This is a genomic window from Streptomyces sp. NPDC090032, from assembly GCF_044748025.1.
Taxonomy (GTDB): Bacteria; Actinomycetota; Actinomycetes; order Streptomycetales; family Streptomycetaceae; genus Streptomyces.
Map to the genome: position 1 here is coordinate 134760 of NZ_JBIVFF010000006.1, position 15848 is coordinate 150607.

General features: G+C 69.9%; 15 protein-coding genes. 7 read left to right on the top strand and 8 right to left on the bottom strand.

Annotated features, from left to right (window positions below; translation table 11 throughout):
* Positions 1-95 precede the first annotated feature (95 nt).
* The gene (locus ACIPWY_RS16015) at positions 96-551 is read left to right on the top strand and encodes a hypothetical protein (protein WP_351986545.1); all 456 of its coding nucleotides are present in this window, start codon (positions 96-98) and stop codon (positions 549-551) included.
* 26 nt (positions 552-577) lie between these two features.
* Here ACIPWY_RS16015 and ppc read toward each other — a convergent pair whose 3' ends face one another.
* On the bottom strand, positions 578-3316 hold the full coding sequence (gene ppc / locus ACIPWY_RS16020; RefSeq protein ID WP_393701619.1) for a phosphoenolpyruvate carboxylase: 2739 nt from the start codon (positions 3314-3316) through the stop codon (positions 578-580).
* Positions 3317-3589: 273 nt separating this feature from the next.
* Here ppc and ACIPWY_RS16025 point away from each other — a divergent pair, with 273 nt between their 5' ends.
* Together ACIPWY_RS16025 and ACIPWY_RS16030 are read left to right on the top strand one after the other, a co-directional pair.
* Positions 3590-4585 carry a fatty acid desaturase gene (locus ACIPWY_RS16025; RefSeq protein ID WP_362897692.1) on the top strand — a complete coding sequence of 332 codons (996 nt, stop codon included), beginning with the start codon at positions 3590-3592 and terminating at the stop codon, positions 4583-4585.
* On the top strand, positions 4582-5265 hold the full coding sequence (locus ACIPWY_RS16030; RefSeq protein ID WP_362897694.1) for a TetR/AcrR family transcriptional regulator: 684 nt from the start codon (positions 4582-4584) through the stop codon (positions 5263-5265). Before ACIPWY_RS16025 ends, ACIPWY_RS16030 begins: the two co-directional genes overlap by 4 nt.
* A 27-nt stretch (positions 5266-5292) precedes the next feature.
* On the opposite strand, the gene ACIPWY_RS16035 is transcribed toward ACIPWY_RS16030, so the two are convergent.
* The 3 genes from ACIPWY_RS16035 to ACIPWY_RS16045 form a co-directional block, all read right to left on the bottom strand.
* Positions 5293-6960: a multicopper oxidase family protein gene (locus ACIPWY_RS16035; protein WP_362897696.1), complete on the bottom strand. Its 1668-nt coding sequence runs from the start codon at positions 6958-6960 to the stop codon at positions 5293-5295.
* 104 nt (positions 6961-7064) lie between these two features.
* Positions 7065-7430 (bottom strand): VOC family protein, encoded by a 366-nt coding sequence (locus ACIPWY_RS16040; RefSeq protein WP_362897698.1) that lies wholly within the window; start codon positions 7428-7430, stop codon positions 7065-7067.
* Positions 7430-8221, bottom strand: coding sequence for a trans-aconitate 2-methyltransferase (locus tag ACIPWY_RS16045; RefSeq protein WP_393701615.1), 792 nt, complete (start codon positions 8219-8221; stop codon positions 7430-7432). Before ACIPWY_RS16045 ends, ACIPWY_RS16040 begins: the two co-directional genes overlap by 1 nt.
* An 89-nt stretch (positions 8222-8310) precedes the next feature.
* Here ACIPWY_RS16045 and ACIPWY_RS16050 point away from each other — a divergent pair, with 89 nt between their 5' ends.
* Positions 8311-8808 carry a MarR family winged helix-turn-helix transcriptional regulator gene (locus ACIPWY_RS16050; protein WP_393701613.1) on the top strand — a complete coding sequence of 166 codons (498 nt, stop codon included), beginning with the start codon at positions 8311-8313 and terminating at the stop codon, positions 8806-8808.
* Between the two features lie 25 nt (positions 8809-8833).
* On the opposite strand, the gene ACIPWY_RS16055 is transcribed toward ACIPWY_RS16050, so the two are convergent.
* Positions 8834-9583 (bottom strand): response regulator transcription factor, encoded by a 750-nt coding sequence (locus tag ACIPWY_RS16055; RefSeq protein ID WP_362897703.1) that lies wholly within the window; start codon positions 9581-9583, stop codon positions 8834-8836.
* A 265-nt stretch (positions 9584-9848) separates the two neighbouring features.
* Between ACIPWY_RS16055 and ACIPWY_RS16060 the strand changes: the two genes are divergently transcribed.
* Positions 9849-10304 carry a GNAT family N-acetyltransferase gene (locus tag ACIPWY_RS16060; RefSeq protein ID WP_362897705.1) on the top strand — a complete coding sequence of 152 codons (456 nt, stop codon included), beginning with the start codon at positions 9849-9851 and terminating at the stop codon, positions 10302-10304.
* A 39-nt stretch (positions 10305-10343) separates the two neighbouring features.
* Here the strand turns inward: ACIPWY_RS16060 and galK are convergent, their stop codons facing one another.
* From galK to galT, 3 genes are read right to left on the bottom strand one after another with little or no spacing between them, the layout of a single operon-like run.
* Positions 10344-11516 carry a galactokinase gene (galK, locus tag ACIPWY_RS16065; RefSeq protein ID WP_362897707.1) on the bottom strand — a complete coding sequence of 391 codons (1173 nt, stop codon included), beginning with the start codon at positions 11514-11516 and terminating at the stop codon, positions 10344-10346.
* Positions 11517-11519: 3 nt separating this feature from the next.
* Entirely contained in the window at positions 11520-12485 is a 966-nt protein-coding gene (galE, locus tag ACIPWY_RS16070) for a UDP-glucose 4-epimerase GalE (protein ID WP_362897709.1), read from the bottom strand.
* The gene (gene galT, locus ACIPWY_RS16075) at positions 12482-13543 is read right to left on the bottom strand and encodes a galactose-1-phosphate uridylyltransferase (protein ID WP_362897710.1); all 1062 of its coding nucleotides are present in this window, start codon (positions 13541-13543) and stop codon (positions 12482-12484) included. Before galT ends, galE begins: the two co-directional genes overlap by 4 nt.
* 210 nt (positions 13544-13753) lie before the next feature.
* Here galT and ACIPWY_RS16080 point away from each other — a divergent pair, with 210 nt between their 5' ends.
* Together ACIPWY_RS16080 and ACIPWY_RS16085 are read left to right on the top strand one after the other, a co-directional pair.
* Positions 13754-15436 (top strand): sodium:solute symporter family protein, encoded by a 1683-nt coding sequence (locus ACIPWY_RS16080; protein WP_393701609.1) that lies wholly within the window; start codon positions 13754-13756, stop codon positions 15434-15436.
* 18 nt (positions 15437-15454) lie between these two features.
* Positions 15455-15736 (top strand): hypothetical protein, encoded by a 282-nt coding sequence (locus ACIPWY_RS16085; RefSeq protein WP_362897714.1) that lies wholly within the window; start codon positions 15455-15457, stop codon positions 15734-15736.
* The last annotated feature ends 112 nt before the right edge of the window (positions 15737-15848 follow it).

The window sequence follows — 15848 nt, forward strand, 5'->3', positions numbered from 1 at the left end:
AGTCGACCGGGCATCTCGGCAGGTCACGGGCATCTCGACCGGGACCTGCCCGCTTTCCTTGACTCTTCGCAGGGCCATGGCCAAGGATCGCCGCCATGCTCTCGTACACCCGGCGGGCCGCGATGGCGGTCGTGACCCTGCTGATCCTGATCGCGGGCGTCTGGGCGTCCTGGTCCTCGGCGCAGCACGTGATGCTCACCAAAGGCCGTGAGCGCGGCACGATGACGGTGACACGGTGCACCGACGACGCGTGCACCGGCCCTTACGCGCCTCTGTCGCCGGGTTCGCAGCCGCGCGCCCGTGTCGTCATCGACCGGTCGATCGCGGAGAACAAGGGCGCGCGTATCCCGGTGGTGGTGAAGCCGGGCACGGGTGAGGTGGTGCGCACGGGGGCCGCGGGGTTCTTCCACGCGTGGGTGCCGCTGGGCGGTGCGCTGCTGCTGGCCGCGGTGGTGATCGCGGGCGGGCTGCGTCTGACGCGCTGGGCATGGGTGACGGCAGCCACCGGACTCGCGTTGCTGAGTGCCGCGTTCGCGACGCTCACCTGGTGAACTGCCGTCAGGTCCCCACTGGTTGATCAGCCGGTGTTGCGCAGGCCCGCCGCGACGCCGTTGACGGTGAGCAGGAGTGCCCGTCCGAGCAGCGGGTCCGGCTCGTTGCCGGCGGCCGCGTCGTCACGCTGGCGCTTGAGCAGGGCCACCTGGAGGTACGAGATCGGGTCCAGGTAGGCGTCGCGGATCGAGAAGGTCTGCTGGAGCACCGGCTGGGTGTCCAGGAGTTCCTGGCCGCCGGTGATGCGCAGTACCTCTCGTACGGTCAGCTCGTGCTCGGCCTCGATGTCGGCGAAGACGTGCTTGAGCTCGTCGGGGACGAGCGTGTCGACGTAGTGGCGGGCGATCCGCAGGTCCGTCTTGGCGAGGGTCATCTCGACGTTCGACAGGAAGTTGCGGAAGAAGTGCCACTGCTCGCTCATCTCGTCGAGCACGGTGCCGAGGCCGGCCTCGCGCAGGGCCTTGAGGCCCGAGCCGACGCCGAACCAGCCGGGCACGATCTGCCGCGACTGGGTCCAGCCGAACACCCACGGGATGGCGCGCAGTCCGTCGAGCGAGACGCCCGAGCCGGGGCGGCGGGAGGGCCGCGAGCCCAGGTGCAGGTCGGCGAGCTGGTCCACCGGGGTGGAGGCGAGGAAGTACGTCGGCAGGTCCGGGTCCTCGACGAGCTTGCGGTACGCGGCGTGCGCGGCGTCGGAGACGACGTCCATGGCCGCGTCCCAGCGGGCGAGGGCCTCGTCGGACTGGCGGGGCGCGGTGTGCAGCGCGGATGCCTGGAGGGTGGCGGCGACGGTCAGTTCGAGGTTCTCGCGGGCCAGGGACGGCACGAGGTACTTGTCGGAGATGACCTCGCCCTGCTCGGTCACCTTGATCTCGCCCTCGAGGGTGCCCCACGGCTGGGCGAGGATCGCGTCGTGCGAGGGGCCGCCGCCGCGGCCGACGGTGCCGCCGCGGCCGTGGAAGAGGCGCAGGCGTACGCCGTAGCGGTGGGCGACGTCGCGCAGTCGGCGCTGGGCGCGGTGGATCTCCCACTGGGAGGTGGTGATGCCGCCGAACTTGGAGGAGTCCGAGTAGCCGAGCATGACTTCCTGGACGTCGCCGCGCAGGGCGACGAGGCGCCGGTAGGAGGGGTCGGCGAGCATCTCGTCGAGGATGACGTCGGCGGCGCGCAGCTCGTCGGTGGTCTCCAGGAGCGGCACGATGCCGATCTTGGCCCAGCCGCCGTGCAGGTCGACGAGTCCGGCCTCGCGGGCGAGGACGGCGGCGGCGAACACGTCGTCGGCGCCCTGGCACATGGAGATGATGTACGACTCGATGACTTCGGGTCCGAAGACGTCGAGGGCGCGCTTGACGGTGTGGAAGACGCCGAGGGTCTTCTCGCCCGCGGCGTCGAGGGGTGCGGGTGAGGGGGCGAGGGGCCTGCGGGACCTGAGTTCCTTGGCGAGGAGCTTCTGGCGGTACTCGCGGGGCATGTCGGCGTAGCGCCAGGATTCCTCGCCGAGGCGGTCGAAGAGCTGGCCGAGCGCGTGGTGGTGGGCGTCGGCGTGTTCGCGTACGTCCATGGTGGCGAGCTGGAGGCCGAATGCGGCGAGGGTGCGGATGGTGCGGTTCATCCGGCCGTCGGCGAACAGGGCGCCGCGGTGCTCGCGCAGGGACGTCTGGATGAGCGTGAGGTCCTGGAGGAGTTCGGCGGTGCCGAGGTAGTCGCGGCCGTCGTCGTGCGGGGTGCCCTTGGCGAGGCGCTCCTTGGTGTTCTCCAGCTTCTGCCGGATGCAGGTGGCCTTGAGCCGGTAGGGCTCCTCGGAGTTGAGGCGCTTGTAGCGGGGGCTGATCTCCGGGAGGCGCTCCAGGTCGTTCTGGAGGGAGGTGAGGAGTTCCTCGGTGGCGCCGGTGTAGCGGATCGAGTTCGACAGGAAGCCGCGCAGCTCGTCGATGAGCTCCAGGGCGTCGTTGATGCCGTGCTCGTGCTGGAGGATCAGGACGTCCCAGGTGACGGCGGGTGTGACGTTCGGGTTGCCGTCGCGGTCGCCGCCGATCCAGGTGCCGAAGGTGAGGGGGCGGCTGGCTTCGGGGAGGGTGACGCCGACGCGCTGCAGCTCGGCGGTGAGGTCTTCGAGGACGTCACCGACGGCGCCGGCGTGCAGTTCGTCGAGGTAGTAGATCGCGTTGCGCGCCTCGTCGGTGGGCTCGGGGCGGACGACACGCAGTTCGTCGGTCTGCCACACGAGGTCGATGTTCTCGGCGAGGCGGGTGTCGTAGCGGCGGCGGTCTGCCTCGATGACGGGGGTCTCGAGGAGTTCGGCGACGCGGCGCAGCTTGTTGAGGACGGAGCGCCGGGCGGCCTCGGTCGGGTGGGCGGTGAACACCGGCCGTACGTTCAGGTGCTGGACCGTTTCGCGCAGGTGGTCGGCGTCGGCGTCCTTGAGCCGGTCGGCGGTGCGGGCCAGGAGGCTGCCTTCGGCGGCGCGGCGGGCGCGCAGTTCGCGACCGCGGTGCACCTGCTCGGTCACGTTCGCCAGATGGAAGTACGTCGAGAAGGCGCGGACCAGCTTGGCCGCGGTCTCCAGTTCTGTGTCGCCGAGCAGGCGGGCGGCGGCCTCGCCGTCCTCCCGGGTGAGTCGGCGGACCTTCTCGACCAGTTCGAGGAGCTCGGGGCCCTCCTGGCGTACGAGTGTCTCGCCGAGGAGGTCGCCGAGTCGGCGGATGTCGGCGCGCAGCTCGGCGCTGGAGGTGGCCTCGCGGCTCTGGTCGTCGGCACTGCTCACAGGTGCGGCTCCTTGCAGTGGTGAAGCACGTCTGGGAGGGAAACCCCGGGAACCGGGTATGAATCCCGGGTGGAGATACAGAGCGGACCGCGCTGTCCGACCGTTTCCAAGGATAGGTGTCCGTCCGGTAGGGCCGTTTCCGGGCCTCTTGCCGCTCGCCTGCGCGCTGCCATACTTACGACGCCGTAGGTTACGGACGCGTAGTAAAAGTTCTCAGCTCCACCTCCCCGTTCTCAAACCTGTCTCAATCCTCGACCCCACAGGGGACGCCCCATGACACCAAGCCCCGATGTGATCGATGACGCCCCGGGGGCGTCGTCGGGCGATTCGACCGGCGCTTCGCTGCCCTCCGCCACGCTCGGCGGTGAGAAGAAGCGTTCGGTGGAGCAGCTCGCGCTGCTGCTCTTCATCACCGTCCCGTTCCTGGCACTGGTCGCGGCGGTGCCGCTGGCCTGGGGCTGGGGTGTGAGCTGGCTCGACCTCGGCCTTCTGGTGTTCTTCTACTACCTGGGCTGCCACGGCATCACGATCGGTTTCCACCGGTATTTCACGCACGGTTCCTTCAAGGCGAAGCGGCCGCTGCGGATCGCTCTTGCGGTCGCCGGGTCGATGGCGGTCGAGGGTCCTCTGGTCCGCTGGGTGGCTGATCACCGTAAGCACCACAAGTTCTCCGACGCGGAGGGTGACCCGCACTCGCCGTGGCGGTTCGGTGAGACGCTGCCGGCGCTGATGAAGGGCCTGTGGTGGGCGCACATCGGCTGGATGTTCGACGAGGAGCAGACGTCGCAGGAGAAGTACGCACCCGATCTGGTGAATGATCCGGCCATAAGGGCCATCTCGCGTCAGTTCATTTTCTGGACGATGCTGTCGCTGGCTCTGCCGGCGCTGATCGGCGGTCTGGCGACGATGTCGTGGTGGGGCGCGTTCACGGGCTTCTTCTGGGGCTCGCTGGTGCGGGTGGCGCTGCTGCACCACGTCACGTGGTCGATCAACTCGATCTGCCACGCGGTCGGCAAGCGTCCCTTCAAGTCGCGGGACAAGTCGGGCAACGTGTGGTGGCTGGCGGTCCTGTCCTGCGGCGAGTCGTGGCACAACCTGCACCACGCCGACCCGACGTCGGCGCGGCACGGCGTGATGCGCGGCCAGGTGGATTCGTCCGCGCGGCTGATCCGCTGGTTCGAGCAGCTGGGCTGGGCGCACGACGTGCGCTGGCCGTCGAAGGAGCGGATCGAGTCCCGCCGCAAGCCGCAGGCCGCTGACGCGGCATGATGGAGCCCGTGGCGACCGATCCGAACTCTGCGAGCCCAGCCGGCAACGACAAGCCCCGGCGCGCGCGCCGCACCCGGATGACCGGTGCGGAGCGCCGCCAGCAGCTGCTCGAGATCGGTCGCACCCTCTTCGCCGAGAAGGGCTTCGAAGGCACGTCGGTGGAGGAGATCGCGGCGAAGGCCGGGGTCTCCAAGCCGGTGGTGTACGAGCACTTCGGCGGCAAGGAGGGCCTGTACGCGGTGGTCGTCGACCGTGAGATGCGCCAGCTCCTCGACATGGTGACCGGCTCGCTGACGGCCGGGCACCCGCGGGAGCTGTGTGAGCAGGCCGCGTTCGCCCTCCTCGATTACATCGAGGAGTACACGGACGGCTTCCGCATCCTGGTCCGCGATTCCCCGATCCCGCAGTCCACGGGCTCGTTCGCCTCGCTCATCTCCGACATCGCGACGCAGGTCGAGGACATCCTTGGCCGCGAGTTCAAGAACCGCGGCTTCGATCCGAAGCTGGCGCCGCTGTACGCGCAGGCGCTGGTCGGCATGGTCGCGCTGACGGGTCAGTGGTGGCTGGACGCCCGTAAGCCGAAGAAGGCCGAGGTCGCCGCGCACCTGGTGAACCTGGCCTGGCACGGCCTCGACGGTCTGGAGCCGAAGCCGCGGCTGATGGGGCACCGCAAGGCCTGAACCGGGTGACGATCTGGGACAGGGCCGTCATTTTCGGTAGCCGAGGATGGTCATCATCCCGGACTCGGAGTGGTACTGGTTGTGGCAGTGGAGCATCCACAGGCCCGGGTTGTCGGCGTTGAAGTCGACGACGAGTTTGCGGTGGGGCAGCACGTAGGAGGTGTCCTTGCGGGCGCCGCGGTCGCCGAAGCCTCTGAGGGCGAAGGTGTGGCCGTGCAGGTGCATGGGGTGCCACATGTCGGTGGTGTTGATGAGGGTCAGGCGGACCCGCTCGCCCTCCCGGATCGGGCGGCGCTGCTCGACGTTGTAGGGCCGGTGGTCGAAGCCCCAGTTGAAACTCCGCATGTTGCCGGTCAGCTTGATGCGCATCTCGCGGTCCGGGCGACGGCTGCAGAGGGCTACTGAGTCCTGGGGCACGAGGCGGCCGGCCGGCACGATCTCGCCGTCGAGCTCCTGCGGATGCACGTCGGGCCCGGGGATGGCCCCGCCGCCGGTACGCAGGACCGCCAGCGCTCTCGCGTCCTTGCCCTCGGCCAGCGCGACCAGCGGGAACACCCCGTCCTGTGCGGTGATCAGGACGTCGTAGCGTTCGGCCATGCCGAGGAGCAGCGCGTCCGTCTCCATGGGTTCGACCGGGTAGCCGTCGGTGTGCGTCACCGTCATCTTGTGGCCGCCCAGTGCCACGCGGAAGGCCGTGTCGCCCCCGGCGTTGATGATGCGCAGCCGGATGCGGTCCCCGGTGCGGGCCCGGAAGACCGAAGGGGAGTGTGCGAGGCGGCCGTTGACCAGGTAGTACGGGTAGTCGACACTGCCGCCCTCGCTTTGCAGCAGGCGGCTGTGGGAGTTCCGCAGGATGCGGTCGGGGCCGTCGGGGCTGCCGTGGCTGGAACCGTCGTCCTCGGTGCCCTCTCCCATGTCCATGTCCATGGCCCTGCCGTGGTGCAGCTGTGCGAGCACCGCGTCCGGGGTGGAGCCGCCCACGCCGTCGAGCCAGTCGTCGAGGACGACGACCCACTCCTTGTCGTAGGACAGGGGCTCTTTGGGGTCCTCGACGATCAGCGGGGCGTACAGGCCGCGGTCGAGCTGGAGTCCCGAGTGCGAGTGCACCCAGTACGTGCCCGGGTGCTCCACGGCGAAGTGGTAGTTGAAGTCCGCGCCGGGCTTGATCGAGTACTGGGTCAGGCCCGGTACGCCGTCCATGTCGCAGCGCATGCGGACACCGTGCGAGTGCAGGGTCGTCGTCACGGGCAGGTGGTTGGCGACCGTGAGGTCGAGGATGTCGCCCGCGGTGATGCGGACCTCTTTGCCGGGCAGCGAGTCCCCGTACGCCCATGACTTGACGGTCTTTCCGCCGAGGTCGAGGGACGTCTCGGTGGCGGTGAGCCGGTACTTGCGGACGGGGCCTGACCCGCGGGCCCGCTCGGCGGCGAGGACCTCCGGACCGGACGGGTTCACGTACCCCTCGGGCCCCCTGGGGACGAAGGGACGTCCGTCGTGGTCCGGGACGACGGTCCGCGCGTGCGAACCGCCCTCAGGAGGGGGAGCGGACTCCGGCGGTGGAGCCGACTCGGAGTGGGGAGCGGACCCCGCGCGCGAGCCCGACTCGGACTCTGGCCCGGAACAGGCTGACAAGGCTCCCGACCCGGCGACCGCGATCGAGGCAGCGAGCAGATTGCGCCGCGTATGTGTGTGCATAGCTGAATAACACACCTTTTATGATGATATGTCTGCGAACCGAATCGGCGTGTCCCGCCACCGAGCCGGTCGCGCCACCGGGCCGGGTCTCGGCGCACGCCGGCTCAGGGCGCGACCGGCTCCAGGAACTCCAGCCGATTGCCCACCGGATCCTCGGCGTAGAAGCGGCGATGGCCCGGCAGGCCCCCGTCCCAGGTGATCCGCACACCGTGCGCCGCGAGCCGCGCCGCGTACGCCTCGATCCCCGTGACCCGCAGCCCCGGGTGGGCCTTGCGGGACGGCCGGAAGTCCTGCTCGATCCCCAGATGCAGCCGCACCTGGCCCGCCTCGAACCAGCAGCCCCCGCGCGCCGCGAGCGCCGGGGGCTTCGGCGTCTGCGTCATGCCGAGCACGACCCCGTAGAACCGCCGCAGCACGTCCTCGGATCCCGCGGGCGCGGCGAGCTGTACGTGATCCAGGGCCCGGAGCATCAGCCGTCCGCGGGCTTGCGGGCCACGGCGAAGAGGCGGCGGAAGGGGAAGACCGTGCCGTGCGGTGTCGCGGGGTAGGCGGTGCGGAGCAGGGCGCGGTAGGCGGTCAGGAATTCGTCCGTGGCCTGCGGGTCGTCCGCGAGGGCGGTGAGGACGGGCCGCAGGCCCGTGCCCTTGACCCAGTCCAGGACCGGGTCCTCGCCCTGGAGCAGGTGCAGGTACGTCGTCTCCCAGACGTCCGCGTCGCAGCCGAGCGCGGTGAGCCGGTTCAGGTACTGCTCCGGGGTGTGGACGGCGTCCGCGTGGCGCAGCGTGTCGCCGAGCCGGTCCCGCCACCGCGCGGATCCGGCGAGTTCACGCATCAGTACGTGGCTGGGGGCGTCGAAGTTGCCGGGGACCTGGAAGGCGAACGTGCCGCCGGGGGTGAGGCCGGCGAGCCAGTCGGGGAAGCGGTCGGTGTGGCCGGGGACCCACTGGAGCAGGGCGTTGGAGACGATCAGGCCGAAGGGCTCGGCGGGGGTCCAGGTGGCCGCGTCGGCGGGTGCGAAGTCGAGCAGGTCGGTAGCGTGGGAGGCGGCCTTCTCCAGCATCTGCGGGGAGTTGTCGTAGCCGGTGATCCTGGCCTTCGGCCAGCGTTCGGCGAGCAGGGCGGTGACGTTGCCCGCGCCGCAGCCGAGGTCGGCGATCCTCGCCGGGTCGCCTTGGACGCGGGCGAGGAGGTCGGCGAAGGGGCGGGTGCGGTGGTCCGCGTGCCGGAGATACTGCTGGGGGTCCCAGGTGGGTGCGCTCATGGCGGCCAGGATCCTCCCGGATTTATCTCGATGTCAAGATAGTTGAATTCAAGAGACTTCATGTCGAGGGACCCACTAGACTGATCGTCATGGAGGACGAGGTCGACCGGCTGGTCGCAGCGTGGCGCCGAGAGCGCCCTGACCTCGACGTGGAGCCCCTCGAGGTGCTCAGTCGGGTCAGCAGGCTGGCGCGTCATCTTGACCGGGCCCGGCGCCTGGCGTTCGCCGAGCACCAGTTGGAGCCGTGGGAGTTCGACGTACTGACGTCCCTGCGGCGGGCCGGCGCCCCCTATCAGCTCTCCCCCGGACAGCTCCTCACGCAGACCCTCGTCACCTCCGGCACGATGACCAACCGTATCGACCGGCTCGCCAAGAAGGGTCTCGTCGAGCGTCTGCCCGACCCGAGCGACCGGCGCGGCGTCCTGGTGCGGCTCACCCCCGAGGGACAGGACCGCGCCGACCAGGCGCTCGCCGGCCTCCTCGAGCAGGAGCGGGCGATCCTCGCCGAGCTGTCCCGCACCCAGCGCGGTGAACTGGCCGGACTGCTGCGGCAGTTGACCGCGCCGTTCGACAACATCCCCGGCTGAGACGCCCGTCGTACGGGTCCCGTTCCTACGAGGCCGCTTCCAGGTCCGCGGGCCCGACCCCGGCCCTGCGGGCCAGGGCGACCGCCGCGAGCGTGGAGTGGACCCCGAGCTTGCCGAGCACGTTCTGCATGTGCGTACGGACCGTGTGCGGGGACAGGAAGAGGCGTTCGGCGACCGCCTTGCGGCCGAGGCCGGCGACCATGCAGCGCAGCACCTCACCCTCGCGCGGCGTCAGGGACTCCACCAGGCGCTCGGACTCGGTGCGGTGCTTGCGCGCCGCGGTCAGCTCCCGCAGCACACTCGTGAGCAGGGCGGGCGGCAGATGCGTCTCGTCGCGCAGGACGCCCCGGATGACCGTGAGCAGCCGCGAGAGCGAGCAGTCCTTGGCCACCCAGCCCCAGGCGCCCGCCTGCAGTGCGAGGGCCGCGCGGCGCGGGTCGTCCTTCTCGGCGAGGACCACGGTCCGTACGGCGGGCTGGCCCGAACGGACGCCCGCCACCAGGGAGATGCCGTCGACCAGGCCGTCCTGGCCGGGCGTCGCGTCGGGCACGGCCGTCGGCGGGCGCGGGCCGTGCAGGGCCGCTCCCAGGTCGGCGTCGACGAGGAGGACGTCGAACCGGCGCCCTTCCGCCGCCGCGCGGTCCATGCAGCGCAGTGCGGCGGGGCCGCTGCCGGCCGCGGACACGTCCACGTCGGGCTCGGCGGCGAGAGCCGCGGCGAGCGACTCGGCGAAGATGCGGTGGTCGTCGACGACCAGGACTCGGATGCGAACCACGTGTATAACCCCCTCCCCCACGCTCCTCGCGGAGCAGGGGATTCCCCGGCGCCGGGAGGCTTCCGGCACGGGTACGGCGCCCGAAGAGGCAGGTCGTCGCGGTCGCACGGCCGCCGCCGTGCTGATACCGCTCCCCCCGCTCCGGGCGTCGTACCCGGCTGTCTCGCCCCCTGATCAGCACCGGCCCCCACCGGCGCTGCCCTCAGAGTAGGGCCGCGGGCCAGGAGCGGAAGGCAATTTGCAGAACTGATTGGCCTGCGCGTTTATGGTGAGGCGTATGTTTCGTATTGAGACAGAAGTCGACAAACAGCGGCGCGATCTTCTTCACTTCCGGCTGCGTGAGGCGAACAACGCGGCGTCGGCGGAGCTCAGGTCACTGCGGGGCACGCCCGAGGACCGCGAAGTGCCGCTCCAGGTCTGGGCGCTGGACGAGAGCGGCGAGATCGCCGGCGGCCTGGACGGGCACACCTGGGCGACCTGGCTCCACGTGAACCTGCTCTGGGTCGACGACCGTCACCGCACGAAGGGCCTGGGCTCCCGCCTTCTCACCGAGGCGGAACGCATCGCCCGCGAGGACCGCGCCTGCCACGGCGCCCGCGTGGACACATGGGACTTCCAGGCGCCGGGCTTCTACCGCCAGCACGGCTACGAACTGGTGAGCGTGATCCCCGACTACCCGCCGGGAGTAAAGGAGTTCACGCTCACGAAGCGGCTGGGCTGATCCCCGGCCGGCCGCCGGGGATCCCGGAGTTGTGCGCCCTTACGAAGCGGCCCCGGTGAGTTTGCGGGCTCCGGCCGACGGGACCGCCGGGAAGACGCGCGGGGCCGTGCAGCCCGCCGCGGCGAACGCCTCCGTGACCGACTTCGTCACCGCGTCCGCGTCCGCCTCCTCCACCAGGACGATCGCCGAGCCGCCGAAGCCGCCGCCGGTCATCCGGGCGCCGAGCGCGCCCGCCGCGTTCGCGGTGTCCACGACCAGGTCCAGCTCGGCGCAGGAGATGCGCAGGTCGTCGCGGAGCGAGGCGTGGCCCTCGGTGAGGACCGGGCCGATCGCCCGTACGTCGCCCGCGTCGAGGAGCTCGATGACCCGCTCGACACGGTGGTCGTCGCAGACGATGTGACGGACGTAGCGCACGATCCGCTCGTCGGTGAGGTCCGCCAACTTGGCGAGGGCTTGCGGCAGTTCGGCGTACGACACGTCACGCAGGTGGGAGACGCCGAGGGCGCGGGCGCCCTCTTCGCAGCCCGCGCGGCGCTCCGCGTACGCGCCGTCGCCGAGCTCGTGCTTGACGCGGGTGTCGACGACGAGCAGCTGGAGGCCTTGCGCGGCCAGGTCGAAGGGGACCTGGCGGGTGGACAGGTCGCGGCAGTCGAGGTGCAGGACGTGGCCCTCGGTGGCGCACGCCGACGCCATCTGGTCCATGATCCCGCAGGGCACGCGCACGAAGTCGTTCTCGGCTCGCTGCGCGATCCGCGCCAACTCGGGCCCGGTGAGCCCCAGTTCGAAGAGGTCGTTGAGCGCGAGCGCGGTGACGACTTCGAGTGCGGCCGACGAGGACAGGCCCGCGCCGGTCGGCACGGTGGAGGCGAGGTGGATGTCGGCGCCGGTGACGGTGTGCCCGGCCTCGCGCAGCGCCCATACGACGCCCGCCAGGTACGCGGCCCAGCCGCCCTGCCCGAACTCGGAGAGCGGGGTCAGTTCGTCGGCCCGCAGTTCGGCGATCGGCGCGTCGATGTCCGCGGAGTGCAGCCGCAGGACGCCGTCGGTGCGGCGCGCGACGGCGGCCACCGCGGTGTGCGGCAGCGCGAGCGGCATCACGTAGCCCTCGTTGAAGTCGGTGTACTCGCCGATGAGGTTCACGCGTCCGGGCGCGGCCCAGACCCCCTCGGGCTCGTATCCGTACAGATCGCTGAACTGCGAGGCGACAGACATGACTTACCCCTCCTGGCGTGCCTGGGCGAAGGCCCAGGCGTCGGCGACGATTCCCGCGAGGTCCGCGCGGGACGGGTTCCAGCCGAGGCGCTCGCGCGCGGTGGCGGCGGAGGCGACGAGGACGGCCGGGTCGCCGCCGCGGCGCGGGGCGGTGACCTCGGGGATCGGGTGGCCGGTCACCTGGCGGACGGTCTCGATGACCTCGCGCACGGAGAAACCGTTGCCGTTGCCGAGGTTGCAGATGAGGTGCTCGGCGGGGCGGGCGGCGTCGAGGGCGAGCAGGTGGGCGTCGGCGAGGTCGGCGACGTGGATGTAGTCGCGCACGCAGGTGCCGTCGGGCGTCGGGTAGTCGTCGCCGTAGACGGAGATCGCGTCGCGCCGGCCCTGGGCGACCTGGAGGACGAGCGGGATGAGGTGCGACTCGGGGTCGTGGCGCTCGCCGCAGCTGCCGTAGGCGCCCGCCACGTTGAAGTAGCGCAGCGACACGGCGGCCAGGCCGTGCGCGGCCGCCTCCCCGGTGATCATGTGGTCGACGGCGAGCTTGGAGGCGCCGTAGGGGGAGGTGGGGGCGGTGGGGTCGGACTCGGTGATGGGGGTGCTGACGGGCTCCCCGTACGTCGCCGCGGTGGAGGAGAAGACGAGCTTGCGCACGTCGGCCGAGCGCATCGCGGCGAGGAGCGCCATGGTGCCGCCGACGTTGTTGTCCCAGTACTTCTCGGGCTTCACGACGGACTCGCCGACCTGGGAGAACGCGGCGAAGTGCAGGACGGCGTCGAAGGACCGGTCGAGCCACTTGGCGGCGTCGCGGATGTCGCCCTCGATGAACGTCGCCCCCGCGGGTACGCCCTCGCGGAATCCGGTCGAGAGGTTGTCGAGGACGGTGACGTCGTGCCCCGCCTCGACCAGGTGCTGCGCGACCACGCTGCCCACATATCCCGCACCACCGGTGACCAGGTACTTCCCGCTCATGTACTCGCTACCTCTCGCAGTCGCTCGGCCGCGGTCTCCGGCGGCACGTCGTTGATGAACACGTTCATGCCGGATTCGGAACCCGCGAGAAACTTCAGCTTGCCAACAGTGCGGCGAATGGTGAAAAGCTCAAGGTGAAGCGCGAAGTCGTCCCGCTGGACGCCGGGAAAGTCGTCCAGGGTGCCGAACGGTGCCTGGTGCCAGGCGGCGATGTACGGCGTCGGGGACTCGCCCGTTCCGAAGAGCCGGTCGAAGCGTCTCAAGAGTTCCAGATAAATCTGAGGGAACTCTGTGCGCGCGCCGTCTTCGAGAGCGAGCAGGTCGGGCACGCGGCGCTTGGGGTAGAGGTGCACCTCGTAGGGCCAGCGGGCCGCGTACGGCACGAAGGCCACCCAGTGGTCGCCTTCCATGACGACGCGCTCGCCGGTGCGCTCCTCGGCGAGCACGTCGTCGAAGAGGTTGCGGCCGCCGGTCTGCTCCTTGTGCTGGGCGAGCGAGCGCAGCATGAGGGCGGTGCGCGGGGTGGTGAAGGGGTAGCCGTAGATCTGGCCGTGCGGGTGACCGAGGGTGACGCCGATCTCGGCGCCGCGGTTCTCGAAGCAGAACACCTGCTCCACCGAGTCCAGGTGGGACAGCTCGGCGGTGCGGTCGGTCCAGGCGTCCAGGACGAGGCCGGCCTGTTCCTCGGTGAGGTCGGCGAAGGACGACGTGTGGTCGGAGGTGAAGCAGACGACCTCGCAGCGGCCGGCGTCGCCGGCGAGCGAGGGGAAGCGGTTCTCGAAGACCGCCACGTCGTACGAGGAGTCGGGGATCTCGCTGAGCCGGTCGCCCTCGGACGGGCACAGGGGGCACTCGTCGGCCGGCGGGTGGTAGGTGCGGCCCTGGCGGTGCGAGGCGACCGCGACACTGTCGCCGAGGAGGGGGTCTCGGCGGATCTGCGAGGAGGAGGCGACGGGGTCCAGTGGACGCCGGTCCACCGCGTCCCGCACGACATCGTCACGCGAGTCGTAGTAGATGAGCTCGCGACCGTCGGCGAGCCGGGTCGACGTCTTCTTCACGTCCGATGCTCCTCATTCGCATCAACTCAACATAATCAAACATAACAAAGCACGGTTGAACGGGTTGGTCAAGGCCGAGGGCGCATCGTTCGGTGCGCGGCGTGTCACTCGCATCACAATCAAACAAAGAACCTCAGCAGAACTGTTCATTTATTGAACGTAGACGCGTAGGTTCCGGTCTGATCAGTTCGCGCAACGAAGCGAGTTCTCATGCTGTCCCCCACACAAACCCTGGCCGCGGGGCTCCGGCTGCCCACCAACGGCCTCGACTACGCGATCCTTGCGATCTACTTCGCCGTGGTCCTCGGCATCGGATTCGCCGCCCGGCGCTCCGTGAAGACCAGCCTCGACTTCTTCCTCTCGGGCCGCTCCCTGCCCGCCTGGGTCACCGGTCTGGCGTTCGTCGCGGCCAACCTGGGCGCCACCGAGATCCTCGGCATGGCGGCGACCGGCGCCCAGTACGGCGTCTCGGTCGTCCACTGGTACTGGATCGGCGCCATCCCGGCGATGGTCTTCCTGGGCCTCGTGATGATGCCCTTCTACTACCGCTCCAAGGTGCGCTCGGTCCCCGAGTACCTGCTCCAGAGGTTCGACAAGAGCGCGCACCTGCTGAGTTCCATACTCTTCGCCTTCGCGGCGATCCTGATCGCGGGCGTGAACCTGTACGCCCTGTCGATCGTCGTGGAGGCGCTGCTCGGCTGGCCGCAGTGGCTGGCCATCGTCGTCGCCGGCCTGTTCGTGCTCGCGTACATCACCATCGGCGGACTCTCCTCGGCGATCTACAACGAGGTCCTCCAGTTCTTCGTGATCCTCGCGGCGCTCATCCCCCTGTGCATCATCGGCCTCAAGCGGGTCGGCGGCTGGGGCGGCATGACCGACTCCCTGAAGAGCTCGCACGGCGACAACTTCCTCTCGGCCTGGGGCGGTACGGGCATCGGTGAGGCCAACCCGCTCGGCGCGAACTGGTTGACGATCATCCTCGGCCTGGGCTTCGTGCTCTCCTTCGGCTACTGGACGACGAACTTCGCCGAGGTGCAGCGCGCCCTGTCCGCGAAGAACCTCTCCGCGGCCCAGCGCACCCCGCTCATCGCCGCGTTCCCGAAGATCTTCATCGTCTTCCTGGTGATGATCCCTGGCATGGTCGCCGCCGTCCTCGTCCCGAAGATCGGTATGGCCGGATCGGACCTGACGTACAACGACGCGATCCCCTACCTGATGCAGGAGCTGCTGCCCAACGGCGTGCTCGGCATCGCGGTGACCGGTCTGCTCGCCGCGTTCATGGCGGGCATGGCGGCGAACGTGTCGTCCTTCAACACCGTGTTCACGTACGACATCTGGGCCAAGTACGTGAAGACCGGCAAGCCCGACGCGTACTACCTGAAGTTCGGCCGCCTCATCACGGCGATCGGTGTCCTCGTGTCGATCGGCACGGCGTTCATCGCCTCGTCGTTCTCGAACATCATGGGCTACCTCCAGACGCTGTTCTCCTTCTTCAACGTCCCGATGTTCGTCGTCTTCATCATCGGCATGTTCTGGAAGCGCGCCTCGGTGAAGTCCGGCGTGTGGGGCCTGCTCGCGGGCACGACCGCCGCGATGGTCAACTACTTCTGGATCTACAAGCAGGGCGTCATCGACATCCCGACCGACCAGGGCGCCAACTTCGTCTCCGCGATCGTCGGCTTCGTCGCCGGTGCGGTCGTCATGGTCGTCGTCACCCTGTTCACCGCGCCCAAGCCGGAGGCCGAGCTCGCGGGCCTCGTGTACGGGACGACGGCGCCGGGCCTGGAGGAGCCGCCCGCCGAGGGCGACGACGCCTGGTACCGCAAGCCCGCACTGCTCGGCTGGGGCGCGATCGTGCTCGCCGCGCTGTGCTACGTCCCCTTCTCCCTCTGATCGGAGGCGCGAACCCTCATGTCTGAACTCCAGAACGAAGTCTCCGAGTTGGAGCGCAAGTCGGCGACGGCGGCGCGGCTCTTCGACATCCGGCGCATCATCGGCGGACTGTTCGTGGTGTACGGGGTCATCGTCACGATCGCCGGCATCACGGCGTCCGACGCCGACCTGAAAAAGGCCGAGAACATCAACATCAACCTGTGGACGGGCCTCGGCATGCTCGCCCTCGGACTGTTCTTCCTGGTGTGGCTGAAGCTGCGTCCGACGGCTCCGCCGGTGCCGGAGGACGGGGAGGCCTGAGCCGCTTCGACGGGGCCGGAGTCCACCGCTGCGTTCGCGGTGGGCTCCGGCCCTTTCGCTGTGCGCCGGGCACCGGGGAGAAGAGAACCACCGCGTGAACGAGACAAGTCCC